This is a genomic window from Corynebacterium sp. MSK074, from assembly GCF_030229735.1.
Taxonomy (GTDB): Bacteria; Actinomycetota; Actinomycetes; order Mycobacteriales; family Mycobacteriaceae; genus Corynebacterium.
The window spans coordinates 16,203-32,767 of the sequence record NZ_JASPIX010000009.1; the positions used below are offsets into that span (position 1 = coordinate 16,203).

The window sequence follows — 16,565 nt, forward strand, 5'->3', positions numbered from 1 at the left end:
TGTCCATGATGGTCTGCGCTGCGGGTCGGGTAATCAAAATATGGTGCTCGACCCAGTGAGGGGACTGGGCTAGGTATAGACTTCAGTCCCCTTCATTCTCTTTCGTTGTAATCCCGGTCGCGCTGCGCTAGCGCGTGGGGCATTGTTTTGGGTGGTGCGGGTCGTTGACTACGGTGGTAGGCCAAAATGCAGGCCGACGGCACAGGCTCCGTGGAGGCCTAGTCCTTCCGGCGGTAATCGTTGTCGTTGGGTTGTTGGTGATGCTGTACCCAGTGGTCTCGACCGCATGGAACAATTGGAACGCCTCAAGAGTGGCGCAGGAATATGCGCGACTGGATAAAGAGACACCGGCGCAGGTGCAGGATTCGGTGTGGGATGCTGCACATGCATACAACGAAGAACATACGTCGGGTCCGATCTTGGATCCGTGGCTGAACCGTATCGGGGTAGACAATCCCGACTATGAGGCTTATTTGAAGCAGTTGGGTGAGACCGAAGCGATGGCCCGCCTCGTGTTCCCAGCAGTAGACGTTGATCTTCCGGTGTTTCATGGCACCGCAGATAAGACACTGCAGCGTGGTTTGGGGCATTTGTATGGTTCTGACCTGCCGGTCGGTGGATCAGGAACCCATTCCGTCATTACGGGGCATACGGGTCTGGCAAATTCGACGATGTTTGATCACCTCGACTCTGCCACCGAGGGAGATGTGTTCTATATCCAGGTTGCTGGCCACAAATTGAAGTACGTCGTAGACGACATTCAAGTTGTGCTGCCGAGCGAGGTAGATGGCCTACGGCCAGTCGCTGATCAGGATTACGTCACACTGATTACGTGCACCCCGTACGGGATCAACACGCATCGCTTGCTGGTGCGTGGCCATCAGGTTCCTATGGAGCCTGGGGAGGAGTCGGTGTTTGAAAACTCCCATGGTCCGGGCTGGCAATGGTGGATGTACGCGCTGTTGGCTGCGGTGATTGTCATTGGGTGTTGGCTGGTGTGGTGGCTGCGTCGCCAGAAGGCGGCTACCGGGGTGCAAGAAGTTATTAATAAGGAAAGTAGCGTGCGGGAGTAAGGCGATGAAGAGGTTGACAAATGCATGGTCGGCCCGAGTGGTTGCCGTCGGAGTAGCGTGTGCGGTTGCGTTCGCAGGGCCGGGCGTCGTTGCTGCGGGTGCGGTACAGGTTGTCGGGCAACAGACTACTGGTGCGGAACGCACCGTAGATACGGATACGGTGACTGTTCGGCTTACGCAGGGCAATCCCGACGACGATGGGCAGGCACCTTCGGGAAAGATTCAGGGAGTCACGATACATCTGGCCCGGCTCGCCGGCCTAGATCCAAACAACGCTGACGATGTAGCACGCGTGCAAGACGCGGGTCTGGCCGAGGTTCGTGAATGGCGTACCGACGTGCACGTGGACCAGGTCACCGATGCCAATGGAGAAGTGACCTTTGACGGTCTAGCGGATGGCTTCTACGTAGTGACGTCGTCGGCGCCAGATAACTCCTACCGGGAGATCAACCCATTTGTGGTAGCGGTTCCATTCCACACTGTGGCGGACAATCCGAAACCAGTGCCAGGAGTAATTGTGGCCAAGACTCACAAACCGGATGAAACACCAACGCCGCCCACGACGCCGACTACTCCGCCGTCGCATCCGAACACGCCGCAAACAACTCCAAACTATCCACCGACTAAGCCTGGGAATCCGCCACACCAACCCGAGACAACACCGTCGAGTACTCCAGGTGCAGGTAAGACCTCCACTCCGGCAGCTCCGTCGGGGAACAGTGGCTCATTGGCGATGACCGGTGCGCAGGTACTCGGTGTGGTTGCCGCAGCGATGGTGTTGATCGCCACTGGTTTCGTGATGATTGCCTTTAGCCGTAGGAAGAATTCAGAAAGCGAGGGACGCTAATGTCCTGGACAGATTCTCATCCGGTCGAGCCGGTTGTGTACCGCTGGCGTGCTCTTGCGGCGTTCATTGCTGCACTGGCTCTCGTTGTTGGTGTTGCTGCACCGGCTGCTCTGCCCGGAATCGTTGGTGCCGTAGCCGAAGCACAAACCACAACCCTGCGCACCAAGCTCGATTCCGCAGACCAACTGAGCCTGACTGTTGGCGACTCCGCAACATTTGAAGGCCACTTTGTTGACGCCGGAACCGTGGAGGAGTTGGAATTCACTGTTGAGACTGCAGGACTGGAGTTCGACGGCTCGGCCTACACACTGACTATCGACGGCGAAGTGATCCCCGTCCGCGAAGGAGACAACCTCGTTGTAAAATCAACCAGCTCTTCAGTGACTTTCCGAATCACTGGCCTTTCTACTGACGTGCCAGCAGGAGCAGCTTTCTCATTGAAGACCCCAGCGGTCGTAGAGGATTCCGAACTTAGTGGGATGTCCGTCGATGTGCGGGGAGTAGCCGAGGAGACGCCCAGCACGTCTTCAACGGAATCCAGCGAAACCCCAGAAGCTCCTTCGGAAGTGACTGAGCCGCTGGAAATTGCTGACGTTGACGAGGCTCCAGCTCGCCTGATGGCAGCACCGAACATTACCCCGTACGCTGCAGGCGACCGAACCATCACGATGAAAAACGATGGTTACGTGCTTAAGGGAAGCCGCTATATCCCGAACTTTAAGATTCCGTCCGGTGAGCTTTTTGGCGGCCAGCTGTCCATTCCGCAAGGCACGGTGGTTACCCTCAAATCCAGCGTTAACAGTTATTTATCGACTAACCCTGATGACCTGACGATCTATTACACCGGTGCCAACGGAGGTTGGTATGAGACGAGGGTGACCTACAAAAGGATTAGCGCCAAGGAATACCAAGTCATCCTGCCGCAGATTACTATTGGTGGCACCGCACAGATTCAGTTTAAGGGTGTTCACCGCGGGCCAGCCGATACAGTGTTTACAGCTTCCTTCACCGTTCCTGCGAAAGAGGAGTGCCAAGATCCGGTTACAAGCAGACAGCCAAAGCGCGATCTCACCCCAGCTGAATTTGCCGACGGTAGCCCTGTCTACGTTGTAACCAGTGAACCTAAGGATCTTCGCCGAGACACTTCCATTCTGAGCCGTCAAGTCAACCAAGGCCGAGACTTTCGCCAGGTGGGAGAGTCCACTCCCTGGGTATACAATGCTCTAGCCTTTGATTCGAGTGATAACTGGCTTTATGCGGTAAGCCAGATTCGCGGTCAAAATGGTGATCCCTGCTACCCTGCAGGAAATCTCCTGCAGATCAATCCGGCAACCGGTGAAGTATATAATCTTGGGCCTATTTTAAAGGCCGGAAGTACCGGTACCCCGTTTGAAACGAGCGGCGACCGGGATCTCCTCAACGCTGGCGTGTACACCAGCGAGGGATTCTTTGTGGGCAACACGTCCACTTCTGGTAGCCGTCACCTTTATAAGGTCGACGTCGACAAAGTCACGGCTCAACGCGTGCTAGGAAGCCAGAAGTCCTACTCGGAGGACTGGGCGGTGCTCCCGCAAGCCCAGAAGTATATGTGGGGTTTCCAGAGTAAGGCTCAGGCAGGCGACAAGCTTATCCTTGAACGCATTGACACACAGACCGGCGACATCAGGACCTGGGATCTCACCGGCATCAAGACCTTGGATGGGCGCACGATCTCGAACCCCTCTGCTTCTTGGGGCAAGGCGTGGACCTACTCCAATGGAAACCTGGGTTTTGGCTCGGGTAGTGCGAATGCGAATCAGCTGGGCTTTGAGCTAAAGATCACCAACCCAGATGATGATAGCCCGAAGTTCGAGCTGGTCAACATAATGAACAACCTGCCTGCTTCATTTAACACGGACGCGGCCTCCGACCTAGTTCCGCCGCCGCCAGCGCTGCAATCAAACATTGCGGTGAAGAAGCAACGCTCCGAGACCAAGGTGGTGGACGGTGAGGTGCGGACTTTTTGGACTATCTCCGTGGAAAACACCACGGATAACACCAGTTCGGGCGGCACATTCTGGGAATACCTACCAACGGATACTCACTATGGAGTGAACGCTTCCGGTCCCACTGCGAAATTCGAGGGCTTTGGTCCGGGATCTACCGTGGTCAACGGCCGTGGTCCGGGGCCCAATGAGATCAAACCTGAGAGCGGCATTTACGCCGGGATGGACGTGCCGTCAGCCACAAGTGGTGAGGTGGGGTACATGAAGGGTTACGTGGGTACCCTTCCCGGACACGCGAAGGTAGAGTATGTCGTCTCTGCGCCGGTGCGAAAAGATGAGAACGGCAACCTCAAGACGGTGTGTAGTCCCAACAAGGTGGCCTTCCAGGCCACGGACGGGGAGTCTAGCCCGGCTGAAGATGACAACGTCGCTACTGAAGCCTGTTTCAATAAGGTTGCCGTCGACAGCACACCGCAACCTGTTCCTGGTGCAGCGAATGAATATACCGCGAAGTACAACGTCGTAGTTGAGGCACCGGACGCACCTGGCTTCGACACCAACGACGTGATCTACGGCAAGCTCACGGACACCCCGAAGTTCGTTGGTGCTGCCACGGTGACTGGAGCCACTGTGGTCTTCAAGGATGAGTTCAACAGGACCAGTCAGCCGCAGTCGTACCTGGGCGCCGGTCCGTACGAACTCAACAAGAATGACACTCCGAAGATCATTAAACCTAAATCCAAGGGTGTTGGCGGAAGTACAGGGCAGCATGTCTACGAGGTGACGGTGCGTTTCAAGCTGGATCGTTCAAAGCTGGACAGCACCTCTGTACCCGCCGGGTACCCGAGCCAACCTGCAGGAAACACCCGCTGCTACACCAAGGATGGCCTGCACGAGCCCAACTTTGGACTCATGAACGAGGCAGAAATAGGCGGCTGGAAGGATACTGACTGTATCCCGCTGGAGACCAAGGAAACTATGGACGTCCTGCTCGAAAAGGCGAGCTATAATCCGGACAACCCGGACGAGATCCAAACCGACGGGTTGCTTGGCGGCGCGCAGTTCACCGTCCACCGCGGTGATGCTAACGGCAACCTGAAGCTAAACGCGGATGGCAGCGTCAACGCTGATGCTAACCCCGTGGTGAAGCAGTCCACGACCACCACCACAGGCCGCGTCAAGCTCGAAGGCTTGGACGCCCCTGGCGTTTATTACCTCATCGAGACCAAGGCACCGAACGGCTATAATCTGCTGCCCGCGCCGATCAAGTTCTCGACGGAGTGGGATCAGAATGGCAATGCAGTCATCAAGGTGCTCTCCGGGGGGACCGCGATCACCAGTAATAGGTGCGCTGAATCTGACACCTCTGCCAACTGTGTGAAGAAAATCGGCGTCCTTCAGGTCGCTGACATCACCAAGGGTGCACTGCCCAAGACCGGTGGTGAGGGCGTAGGCCTGTGGGCGCTCGCTGGTGGCGCGATTGTCGCGGCAGGGTGCCTCGCTTTGCGACGCCGCTGGGCATAGAACCACCGCTTGCGGCAACTTTAGAAAAGGCCCGCTTTTCCAATAACCAGGGAAGGGCGGGCCTTATTGCATGCTCATTGTCGGTTAGGAGTCCTGCGGGTCGTCGTCAAGCGCGGCGCCCTTGCCGTTGCCCACATATTTGCGCCACCAGTAGATGAGAAGAAGCACGATGATGGCAGCGGCAGCCAGAATGGCCCACATCCACCACTGCCAGTGAATACCAGAGCTGTTGAATGCGGCCTCGTCTTCCGGATCCATTGGCACTCGGTGGCCGGTGACGAGCAAGCGGTGGGTATTTACACCGTAGGGGGTGCAGGTAATGAGCGTAACGAGGTCCTGGCCTGGCTCACGGTGGAGCGAGCTGGTGTCCGCAGGCTCGACGACCCGAATATCGTGCACCTCGTACTTGAGCTTCTCGCCGCCGGCGGCGATGTAGAAAGCATCGCCCTTCTTGACCTTGGTGAGGTTGTCCCACAGCGTGGCATTTTGTAGGCCAGTGTGAGCGGAAAGTGCTGCGTGCCGGCCCTCTCCACCACCGACGCCGCCGACAGGTAGGTCCGTGCCATAGAGGTGGCCAGCGCCGCGGGAGAGTGCTTTTTCTGAGGTGCCATGATAAATGGGCAGATCGGAATCGATGGAGGGGATAACAATGCGGCCCATGGCATCGGTCTCAGACAATACCGACAGGTACTGGCGGTAGCGCTGGTACTTGGGGGAGTCTTCGTCATCGGTGGTGGTCCAAGCGTCTTCCACACTGATTTGGCCCAGCTGCGCGTTGTAAGACTGCGCCTCGTCCCACGCGGTGTGCAGTACCTCAGGCGGGGCTTGCTTTTCCAGCTTGGCGTATTCCTCCGCGGCGCGGGATTGGGTGTGGTTGTTCCACTGCGTGGCCACGACGGGGTAGAGCAAGACACCGAGGCCGACGAGAATCAGGATCAACGCGATGATGGCGTTGTGGTTGGTGCCTTTTTTCTTGGCTGCGTCGGTGTTTTCCGCTGGTTCCTGCTTGCCCATTGTGTCCTTCCTGTGTGGGGTCTGTTGCGGTGCGTCCTGGTATTGGCGTGGGGGTAGTTTTTGAATCTCAGGCTAGGGAAGATGTAGCTCTGAGAGAAAACGTGTCTGTCTAGTCGCCGATAACAAAGCACAGGGCTTCATACCGATTCAGAGTTGCCTCGTCGATGACCAAGATTTGATCAACCGCGCGCTGTTCGTGGAGCTCATCGATTGTGCGGGGCGCAAGATCTTGAAGTACATGCTCACGCTCAGCGCGAAGATCCGCTGTGGTTTTAGGCGTGAAGATAGGGGCTGTCATGGTCCATCCTGTAGGTATGAAATTAGTCCATGAAATGGGAAAACAAGTGGAGCCGACGACGGGAATCGAACCCGCGCTAGCAGCTTGGGAAGCTGCAGTTCTACCATTAAACTACGTCGGCACTGCGCGTTTGTACGCTCCGGCCTACTATACACCGCGGCCTTTAGCATGAGTAGAATTGGGGCCGTGCTTCTTTCAGATCGTGATATCCGTGCCGCCATTGACACCGAAGAATTGGGCATCGAGCCCTTCGACAGTGAACTTATCCAGCCCTCGTCCGTGGACGTGCGCCTAGATAAGTATTTCCGAGTCTTCAATAACTCGCGGTACACGCATATTGACCCCAAAGAGGAAATGCCGGATCTCACCACCTTGGTGGAGGTAGAAGAAGATCAGTCCTTCATCCTGCACCCAGGCGAGTTCGTGCTCGGCGCCACGCTGGAAAAATTCACACTGCCGGCAGACTTGGCCGGTCGATTGGAGGGCAAGTCTTCCCTTGGCCGCCTGGGATTGTTGACCCACTCCACCGCGGGCTTTATTGACCCAGGTTTTTCCGGCCACATCACGCTCGAGCTTTCTAATACCGCCAACCTGCCTATCGCCCTGTGGCCGGGCATGAAGGTGGGTCAGCTGGCAATCTTCAAGATGACTTCACCAGCGGAAAGCCCATATGGCACCGGCTCGCTGGGCTCGAAGTACCAGGGGCAGCGCGGCCCGACGCCATCGAAGTCTTACCTGAATTTTCGATAGGCTTAAACCGGCATTCACATAGAGCCTCTAATATGGGGCTTTATGCGTATGACTGTAATCGGCACCGGATACTTGGGTGCAACCCATGCTGCCTGCATGGCCGAGCTCGGCCATGAAGTACTAGGCGTGGACGTAGATGACAATAAAATTTCCGCTCTTAGATCGGGCAAGGTTCCGTTCTATGAACCGGGCCTACCGGAGGTTCTCGAGCGCAATATCGAGGCCGGCCGCCTCGACTTCAGCACGGACTATGAAGAAGCAGCCGCGTTCGGCAACCTGCACTTTTTGGGCGTAGGCACCCCGCAACGCCGCGGTTCCTATGCGGCCGATATGACCTACGTGAAGGCCGTCATCACGGATCTGGTGCCCAAGCTCAAGGGCGATCACATCATCTTTGGTAAGTCCACCGTTCCGGTGGGAACGGCTGCAGAGCTCCAAGAGCTGGCCAATGAGCTTGCCCCAGAAGGCACCACCGTGGAAATCGCGTGGAACCCGGAGTTCCTGCGCGAGGGCTATGCCGTCAAGGACACCATCACCCCAGACCGCATCGTGCTCGGCGTTGGTGAAACCAACAATGAAAGTCGAGCTGAAGAGGTAGCGCGCGAGGTTTATGCTCAGCCGCTCTCGCAGGACACCCCATTCATCGTGACGGATTGGCAGACTGCAGAGCTGGTCAAGGTCTCCGCTAACGCGTTCCTTGCCACCAAGATTTCCTTTATCAACGCCGTTTCTGAGATCTGCGAGATTGCAGGCGCGGATGTTACCGCTCTTGCCGACGCCATTGGGCTCGACGAGCGCATCGGCCGCAAGTTCCTTGGCGCCGGCCTTGGCTTTGGTGGCGGTTGCTTACCTAAGGACATTCGCGCTTTTATGGCCCGCGCCGGCGAGCTTGGCGCCGACCAGGCGCTGACCTTCCTGCGTGAGGTGGACGCCATTAATATGCGCCGTCGTGACCGTGTGGTGGACCTAGCCAAGGAAGCCTTCAATGGGTCCCTGCTTGGCCACCGCGTGACCGTGCTGGGGTGCGCGTTCAAGCCGAATTCCGATGACGTGCGCGATTCGCCCGCCCTTGCCGTGGCCGGTTCTTTGTCTTTGGCTGGTGCGGCAGTAACCGTCTATGACCCAGAAGGCATGGACAATGCCAAGAAGGTATTCCCCACCTTGGATTACGCCGCGGACACTGACGATGCCCTGCGCGAGGCAGAGTTGGTGATTCTGGCAACCGAGTGGAAGCAGTTCAAGGAATTGAATCCGCAACAAGCGGGCCAGCTTGTGGATAATAAGCACATTATCGACGGCCGCAATGTGCTGCCTGTCGCAGACTGGCAGCAGGCCGGCTGGAAGGTCGAGGCTTTGGGCCGCACCCTTTAACTAGGGTTATGCCAAAAGGCGATACGGAGGGCTGAGCAGTGAGGAACATTGCTCGGCCCTCTCGCTTGTGCCTAAGCCAGTTCATGTTTAGGCGGCTACACGGCTATGCGGAATCGTAAACGCTGCGATAAGTGTGGTTATCGGCACTGCGAGGATTAGAGCCATCGCACCCACACCGGAGCGAAGCAACTCGGTGGCGACGAGATCGCTGGTGAGCATCTGGCTGGCGGGGCGCTGCGCTGCGGTAATGAGTAAAAGGAGCGGAAGCGTGGCGCCGGTATAGGTGAGGATGAGTGTGTAGATCATCGAGGCAATGTGATCCCGGCCTACCTTCATTGCAGAAAGAAAGAGTTCTCTTGGGCGCGCGTCTGGGTCGGCTTCGTGGAGCTCGGTGACTGTGGAGGCTTGGCCCACGGCGACATCGGCAAGGCTGCCAAGGGAGCCGACAACGAAACCGCACAGTAGCACTCCAAGGATGGAAATGCCCGGCATATAGAGCAAGAGCTTTAGGTTGTCTTCGGAGCTGTAGCCCTGCAACTGCGAGGTATCGATCGTGGCCCAGGCGAGGAATGCCGCGATAATGAGAGCTAGCAGCGACCCACCTACCGCTGAAGCTGCTTTCCAATTTGCCCCGTGCACGAGTGGTACGGCGACCAAGATGATTGCGGCGCAGGAAACGAGGGCGGTCCAGAGGGGACTATGGGCCTCGATAAGCGCAGGCAAAAGGAACGCAAAGACTACGCCAAGGCTAATCGCCAAGCCGATGATGGCGCGTACCCCCTGCCATGCGCCGAAAACAATTACGATGATGGCAACGATTACCGCCCACAAGATTAGGCTGCCGGTGCGCTGATAATCCGCAAAAGCATAGGTAACCGCCCCAGACGGGTCAGTAGCCTTGGATAAGACTATCTTGTCGCCGGTTTCCAACTGCGGATCGCCAGCTTTGCCATAGGTGACCAGCTGGGTCATGTGCCCTGCGTCTTCGCCAGAGGTGATTTTAACTAGTGCGCGATCGCAATATATCTCTTCCGTGCCGGGGATAAGGGGAGGAGTGTCAAAGACCTGTCCCGTTTGTTCTGATTGACAAGCCGAATGGTCAGCCGTATCTACCGTGCCCTCTACCTGTGGGTGATTGAGCGTATAGGTTTGCTGAAATTCCGCGGACGTGTGCTCATTGGCAGGGCTGTTGGGCCAAAGTATTACCAAGCCAGCAACGGTAGCTATGAGCGCTGCGGCGAGCGCGCCAAGAAGGCCTATCCGCCAATGATTTTGAGCTATCGAAGTAAAAAGCCGGCTCCACAGGGCGGAAGCCGGCTGGGACTTGATTGCCGCAGAATGTCTTCCCATGCACCTTATTGTGACGGATTATCACTATCATTAGCAACTGGCGGGAAGAAAATTACTGTTTGTAGCTCACAAGGAAGTTACCTAGGCGCTCAATGGCGTTTTCAATCTGGGATGCCCACGGCAGCGTGACCACGCGGAAGTGATCTGGGTTCGGCCAGTTGAAGCCGGTTCCCTGCACCATGAGGATCTTTTCCGCCTTCAAAATATCCAGCATGAGTTTGGCATCATCATGGATTTCATACACATTCGGATCCAGGCGCGGGAAGAGGTAGAGCGAGCCCATAGGCTTTACCGCGGAAACGCCGGGAATCTCATTGAGCTTCTCGTAGGCGATATTGCGCTGGCGCAAAAGACGCCCGCCGGTACCAGTGAGCTCAAAGATAGACTGCCGCCCACCCAACGCCACCTGGATAGCGTGCTGCGCCGGTACGTTCGGGCACAGGCGTGTTCCGGCCAGAAGCTCAAGGCCTTCGATGAAGCCACGGGCGTGGTGCTTAGGGCCGGTAAGTACCATCCAGCCGGCACGGTAGCCACACACGCGATAGGCCTTGGATAAGCCATTGAACGTGATAGTGAGAAGGTCAGGGGCTAGCGAAGCGATGGAGATGTGCTGCGCGCCGTCATAAAGAATGCGGTCATAGATCTCATCGGCCAAAATGAGCAGGTTATGCTCGCGGGCGATATTGACGATCTTCTGCAGCACTTCGCGCGAGTAGACCGCACCCGTTGGGTTATTCGGGTTAATGACCACGATGGCCTTGGTTTTATCCGTAATCTTGGACTCGATGTCCTCGATGGATGGATTCCAATCATCGTCCTCATCACACAGGTAGTGCACTGGGGTGCCACCTGCCAGGGACGTAGCTGCGGTCCACAATGGATAATCCGGTGCCGGGATGAGAACCTCATCGCCGTTATTGAGCAGCGCTTGGGTGGTCATGCTGATGAGCTCGGAGACGCCATTGCCCAAGAAGACATCGTTGATATCGAAGGGCGGGAAGTCCTCCAGCTCGTAGCGGGTAACGATGGATCGGCGGGCAGGAATGATTCCCTTGGAGGTGGAATAACCCTGGGAAGTAGGCAGGGCAGCGATCATATCGCGCATGATGACATCGGGTGCTTCGAAGCCAAAGACGGCCGGGTTACCGGTGTTGAGTTTCAAGATGGTGTGGCCATCGAGCTCCATGCGTTCCGCTTCCGCAGAGACCTCGCCGCGGATGTCATACGCGACGCCCTTGAGTTTGTCGGACTGGTCAAAGATGCGGTGTTTGGGAGAAGTCATGGAAATATTGTGCCACGATTCACAGCTACACAAAATGCTTCAACACCGGCGATGACTATTTTTTATTCCACTCGCTGAACTTCCGCTTGGCCAGATCCATGGCTTGGCCGGTAATTTCACCAGCTTGCATACGGCGATCGGCCCACATTTTCTCCTCGATCATTTTTTGCTGCGCGCGCTCATGCGCCGTGAGAGCGCGAATCTCGCGCAACTGCTGCCGCTCAATCTGACGCACGGATGGGGCGTGCCAGGAAGACGGACCCACCTTGGCCACGTAGAGCATGATCCACAAAATTGGAATGAGGGCGGCTGTTACCGCGCCTCCGAGCAGAAGCCATGGGTTGCTCATGGTAGCGCTCATTAAGATAAGCGTAGGGCTTGCTACCGCAAGCACCACAGAGCCGGAAAGGGCAGTCGCAAACTTTGGCTTCTTGCCCGCATTATGGGCGCGCGTGACCTCACCGCGGGAATAGACCTTGACCTCGTGGGAACCACGCGCCGGAATGTCTTGAAAGACGGGTACGAGGTCTTGGTGGGTGCTGGCGCGCATGACATCGTCCGAGCGGTCCTCGAACTCCTCCATGGTTAACCGGCCTTCACCCACGGCGCGGGCGAGGTCATTGATGGCATCGTTGCGCTCGGAATCGGACAGACGCAGCGTCCGATTGACAGGGGAAGAACCAAAGTTATTACTCACATCTTCCAGTCTAGGAAAATTCTGCCCTTGTAGGGACGTGCTCTCAGCGAACGCGGCCTATAGGTCCTTGGTTTCAGCGTTAGGGGTCTTCTCGTCCTTCTTTTCTTGTTCGTTTCCGCCCACCAGGCTGGCCAGGAATGGGAAGAGGGCGACAGTAAGTGCGCCGCCGGAGACGAAGATCGAGGCATTTTCCGCTTCCATGATTCCGGAATTGACCGCCAGGGACGTTACCGCCACGATGATTGGCAGACCGGTGGCGGAATACAAACCTACCTGGAGGCGCTGGCGGAAGGTTTCAATATCAGATCCGGTATGCCCAACATTTTCGCGCAAGAAGACGGGCAGGCCACGGGTCACCAAAATGAGAGCTGGAATGCCCAGTACCTTCCACGGATTATGAGCGATGGTATCCCAGCTAATGCTCATGCCAGAGACCACAAAGAAGACTGGGATAAGCATCGAATAAAACACCACATCGAGGCGGTGCTCAAGGCGGCGGTGGAATTCATCCGGGATGATGCGGTTCAAAATAATGCCAGCGGCAAAGGCACCGAGCACAATATCGAGTTCAAAGACTGCGGTAACGGCCATGAGGATGGCCAGAATCAGGATGATAAGACGCAAGATCGTCTGATTGGTGGAGCCCGCACCGGAGATAAAGGCGGTCTTGACCCAAGGGATGGTCGAGGCGATGGCCGCCGGCATGATGGCAACGGCAACGGCGATGATGATGAAGAACAACAAAATGATCATCGTCGTCAGCGTGGAACGAGTACCCAGCAAGAGTGCCATTGCGGTAATGGGGGCGACCTCACCAATGGCACCATGAATCATCACCGAATTGCCCACCTTGGTGCCTAGAATGCGGTCCTGTTTTAGCATCGGTGTGAGCGTGCCCAGCGCCGTTGATGTAAGCGCCAAGGCGACGACGATGGCACCTGGCACGTTATCTACCAGGAAGTAGGCGCCTACCCCACAGGCGAGGGCACAGATTGCCCAGGTGGATAGCGCCGTTCCGGCTTCTTTGGTTTTGAGGGTGGAGATTTGAATTTCAAAGCCCGCGAGGAGAAATAACGCTCCCACGCCGAGTTCCTTGAGCATTTCGATTCCTTCGTCCTCGGCCGCGAGGTCGAGTACGGAAGGGCCAATAATCATGCCGAAAATCAGCAAGAGGGCCACCGATGGCAGGCGGTAGCCCAACATATAGGAGACCAGCGGCGCGAGTAGAGCCGCGGCCATAATCCAGGCGAAAGAGACGAGGGAATTTGTATTTTCGGTTGCGCCTGCCGCCAGCAGCAGAGCATCGGTGGGGAGTCCCGCATTAAAATGCATGGACTACAGCGTACGCACCAATGCCCCTGCGCGCCTACTCAGATTCAGGTGGCTTGGGCACGCTTTCCGACGCCGGTGGTGCCGGAGCCGCCGGCGGTGCTGGCGGGGTCGGTGCGGCTGGCGGCTCAGCCTTTGGCAGCGTGGGCGCAGCAGGGGCCTCTGGCGGTTTCGGTGCTGCCGGCGGCGTTGGCGCTGCCGGAGCTGCTGGCGCTGCAGGCGGCGTCGGCGCGTCTGGTGCCTGCGGTGCAGGTGCTGCTGGAGCACTTGGAGGGGTAGGAGCACTCGGTGCAGCGGGAGCTGCTGGTGCTGCTGGAGGCTGGGGAGCTTGCGGTGCAGCTGGTGCAGCTGGTGCCGCCGGGGCCGCGGGCGTTGCAAGCGCGCTAGGCGGTGTTGGAGCTGCGGGTGCCTTTGGTGCAGGTGCTGCTGGAGCACTTGGCGGCGTGGGTGCGCTCGGCGCAGCAGGAGCTGCTGGTGCCGCAGGCGTTGCAGGCGCGCTAGGCGGTGTTGGAGCCGCGGGCGCCTGTGGTGCAGGTGCTGCCGGAGCACTTGGAGGGGTGGGTGCACTTGGTGCCGCGGGAGCCTTCGGCGCTTGAGGAGCCTGCGATGCAGACGGCGCTGCGGGTGCGGCCGGTGCTGCAGGAGCGGCGGGGGCTGGTGCTGGTGCCGATGCGGCCGGGGTGTGGGTGGCGGAAGTGGGGGCGTCGGCAAGCGGGGCGTCAGTGGTGCCCTCGGACTTTTGGTGGCGCACCGGGGTAGCCAGGAACGCCTTGGGGTGGGGCTCCGGCAGGGTGCCGGACTCGTCGAGGGAGATAGAATTGCGCAGCATAACCGCCACGTCATTGACCTTGGTGGTGGACGTGGAATCCTGCGACAAGGACTTCACGCCGCCGGTCATCATGACATTGCAGAAGGGGCAGCCGGTGGCGATTTCTTCCGCGCCGGTCTCTAGGGCCTGCTCGGTGCGGAAGTCATTGATGCGGGTGCCGAGCTTTTCCTCCATGAACATGCGGGCGCCGCCGGCGCCACAGCAGAAGGCCTCGTCGCGGTTCTTGTCCATCTCGCGCAGCTCCACGCCGGTGGCCTCGAGCAGCTCGCGCGGAGGATCGAAGACCTTATTGTGGCGGCCGAGGAAGCAAGGATCGTGGTAGGTAATGGGCTTGCGGTTCTCCGGTGTGCGTGGCACCGGCTTGAGCAAGCCCTCGCGCACCAGACGATTGAGCAGCTGGGTGTGGTGGAAGACGTCGAAGTGCCCGTCAAAGTCCGGGTACTCATTGCGGATGGTGTTAAAGCAGTGCGGGCAGGTGGCGATGATCTTGCGCTGGCCCTCCGGGACGCCGTCGAAGGCGTTGTTGAGAGTTTCCACATTTTGCTGCGCCATCATCTGGAAAAGGAACTCGTTGCCGGCGCGGCGGGCAGGATCACCCGTACAGGTCTCACCCGTGGAGAGCACGCCAAACTTCACGCCTGCGGTATGCAGGAGGTCTACTACGGCACGGGTGGTGCGGCGGCCATCGTCATCATAAGCACCAGCGCAGCCCACCCAGAGCAGGTATTCCATATCGGTGAAATCGGCCTCGTCTTCACCAATGATGGGAACGTCGATGCCATCGGCGCGGGCCTCATCGATCCAGGCGCGGCGCTCAGAGTTATTCCGGCCCCACGGATTGCCCTTGTTTTCCATATTTTTAAACAGGCCGGTGAGCTCGGAAGGGAAGTCCGATTCCGCAAGCACCTTGAAGCGGCGCAGGTCCGCAATGTGGTCGATGTGCTCAATATCGGTTGGGCACTGATCCACGCACGCACCGCAATTAGTACAAGACCACAGCACGTCATCATCGATGACGCCGGCCATGGACAGCACATCCAGGCCTTCGTGCGGGTTGTAGTTATCCAGTGCGCCCTGACGCAGATCCATCATGACCTTTTTGGGGCTCAGCGGCTTTTCGGTATTCCAGGCAGGGCATAGTTCTTGGCAGCGGCCGCATTCGGTACACGAGGTGGAATCCAGCAGCATCTTCCAGCTACCCGGGGTGATGTCTTCTTCCAAGTCCGGGGTGGGCAGGGATTGTAGGGCCTTTTCCCCGGTAGCGTTGCGCTGGAAGAAGATATTGAAAAAGCTGGTGAAGCGGTGCCACATGACGCCCCACTGGAATTTGCGGGAGATAAAGACGATAAATAGCAGACCGGAAAGCAGCTTGAAGAGGGCGAAGAAGCTCACCAGGGCCGGTGACTCGGGGAAGAGCTTGGCTAGGTGGACGCTCAAGAAATCCGCCCAGGCGGAACCGCCGCCGTAGGTGGCGATCTTGGTGGACTTCACCAGGATCATGCCGAGTCCTTCAGAAAAGACAATGAACTCTACCCAGCGCGCTGAGGCGGTCTGGGAATTGAAGAAGCGGCTGCCGCGCTCGGTATCGCCGAGTTTGAGGCGCACGCCGATGAGAAATCCAATACCGAGGACCGTCGCGATGCCCAAGACTTCCTCGACGAAGTGGTAAACCGGCCAGTGGCTGAGCCACGGCCAGCCCTTATCCGGCGCAAAGGTTTGGATATAGGCCTCAAACCACACCAAAATGCCAAAGAGGAAGCCCACCATCACCAGCCAGTGGGCGGCATTGACCAGCGGTTTACCCTTGAAGTGGGAATGGCCAAAGACCTCCGCAATAACACGCCATAAACGCTTGCCTAGGCTATCGGTGCGCTTGAGCTGGGTGGGTCCGCCCGAGCGGATGAACTTAATCAGGGTCCATACGCGGGTGAAAAAGTACAGCCACACCGGAATCGATGCGGCTATAGCTATCCAACCGAACACGGTGGTCATGCGTGCTCCTTTATTACTGATGCTCCACGTTGTTCTCTACCTTAAAGCCTAGGGGTGGAAATCCCAGAGTCTGTATTCAGTGCGGTATCGCGGTGGGGTGGGCTGTACACTGTCAAGATGAGAAACTCGGTCGCCATATTCTGCTAAACGTGCTGTACACGGCGGCGGAGTACCACCAGAGGCGGAAGCCGCAGCGCGGCCGAACCCGCCAAGAAGAGGACCTA

The 16,565-nt window shown here is 57.8% G+C and carries 12 protein-coding genes and 1 tRNA gene; 5 read left to right on the top strand and 8 right to left on the bottom strand.

Translation table 11 applies throughout. The features are described 5' to 3' along the window. The first annotated feature begins 164 nt into the window (after positions 1-164). Genes QP965_RS08455 through QP965_RS08465 form a run of 3 tightly spaced genes read left to right on the top strand, consistent with a single transcriptional unit; the run spans position 165 to position 5,429 of the window. Complete coding sequence (locus tag QP965_RS08455) at positions 165-1,073, top strand: class C sortase (protein WP_284844656.1); 909 nt, start codon at positions 165-167, stop codon at positions 1,071-1,073. A gap of 4 nt (positions 1,074-1,077) precedes the next feature. Continuing rightward, on the top strand, positions 1,078-1,920 hold the full coding sequence (locus tag QP965_RS08460) for a surface anchored protein (RefSeq protein ID WP_284844657.1): 843 nt from the start codon (positions 1,078-1,080) through the stop codon (positions 1,918-1,920). Beyond that, positions 1,920-5,429 carry a DUF6923 family protein gene (locus QP965_RS08465; protein ID WP_284844658.1) on the top strand — a complete coding sequence of 1,170 codons (3,510 nt, stop codon included), beginning with the start codon at positions 1,920-1,922 and terminating at the stop codon, positions 5,427-5,429. Before QP965_RS08460 ends, QP965_RS08465 begins: the two co-directional genes overlap by 1 nt. 84 nt (positions 5,430-5,513) lie before the next feature. Here QP965_RS08465 and QP965_RS08470 read toward each other — a convergent pair whose 3' ends face one another. The 3 genes from QP965_RS08470 to QP965_RS08480 form a co-directional block, all read right to left on the bottom strand. After that, positions 5,514-6,443 carry a class C sortase gene (locus QP965_RS08470; RefSeq protein ID WP_284844659.1) on the bottom strand — a complete coding sequence of 310 codons (930 nt, stop codon included), beginning with the start codon at positions 6,441-6,443 and terminating at the stop codon, positions 5,514-5,516. A 109-nt stretch (positions 6,444-6,552) separates the two neighbouring features. Beyond that, entirely contained in the window at positions 6,553-6,741 is a 189-nt protein-coding gene (locus tag QP965_RS08475; RefSeq protein WP_005325457.1) for a hypothetical protein, read from the bottom strand. A 47-nt stretch (positions 6,742-6,788) separates the two neighbouring features. Continuing rightward, positions 6,789-6,862: transfer RNA gene (locus QP965_RS08480), tRNA-Gly, on the bottom strand. A gap of 65 nt (positions 6,863-6,927) precedes the next feature. Between QP965_RS08480 and dcd the strand changes: the two genes are divergently transcribed. Both dcd and QP965_RS08490 read left to right on the top strand, forming a co-directional pair. Then, positions 6,928-7,491, top strand: a complete 564-nt coding sequence (dcd, locus tag QP965_RS08485; RefSeq protein WP_239191762.1) for a dCTP deaminase — start codon at positions 6,928-6,930, stop codon at positions 7,489-7,491. A 42-nt stretch (positions 7,492-7,533) separates the two neighbouring features. Continuing rightward, positions 7,534-8,862 carry a UDP-glucose dehydrogenase family protein gene (locus QP965_RS08490; protein WP_284844660.1) on the top strand — a complete coding sequence of 443 codons (1,329 nt, stop codon included), beginning with the start codon at positions 7,534-7,536 and terminating at the stop codon, positions 8,860-8,862. Positions 8,863-8,949: 87 nt separating this feature from the next. Here the strand turns inward: QP965_RS08490 and QP965_RS08495 are convergent, their stop codons facing one another. The 5 genes from QP965_RS08495 to QP965_RS08515 form a co-directional block, all read right to left on the bottom strand. Further along, on the bottom strand, positions 8,950-10,212 hold the full coding sequence (locus tag QP965_RS08495) for a YibE/F family protein (RefSeq protein ID WP_239274233.1): 1,263 nt from the start codon (positions 10,210-10,212) through the stop codon (positions 8,950-8,952). Between the two features lie 52 nt (positions 10,213-10,264). Then, positions 10,265-11,494, bottom strand: coding sequence for a pyridoxal phosphate-dependent aminotransferase (locus tag QP965_RS08500; protein WP_049378968.1), 1,230 nt, complete (start codon positions 11,492-11,494; stop codon positions 10,265-10,267). A 55-nt stretch (positions 11,495-11,549) separates the two neighbouring features. Further along, positions 11,550-12,152 (bottom strand): DUF1707 domain-containing protein, encoded by a 603-nt coding sequence (locus QP965_RS08505; RefSeq protein ID WP_275435491.1) that lies wholly within the window; start codon positions 12,150-12,152, stop codon positions 11,550-11,552. 96 nt (positions 12,153-12,248) lie between these two features. After that, positions 12,249-13,523, bottom strand: coding sequence for a cation:proton antiporter (locus QP965_RS08510; protein ID WP_049378969.1), 1,275 nt, complete (start codon positions 13,521-13,523; stop codon positions 12,249-12,251). Positions 13,524-13,557: 34 nt separating this feature from the next. Beyond that, a complete protein-coding gene (locus QP965_RS08515) occupies positions 13,558-16,341 on the bottom strand; it encodes a (Fe-S)-binding protein (protein ID WP_284844662.1) in 2,784 nt (927 codons plus the stop codon). Between the last annotated feature and the right edge of the window lie 224 nt (positions 16,342-16,565).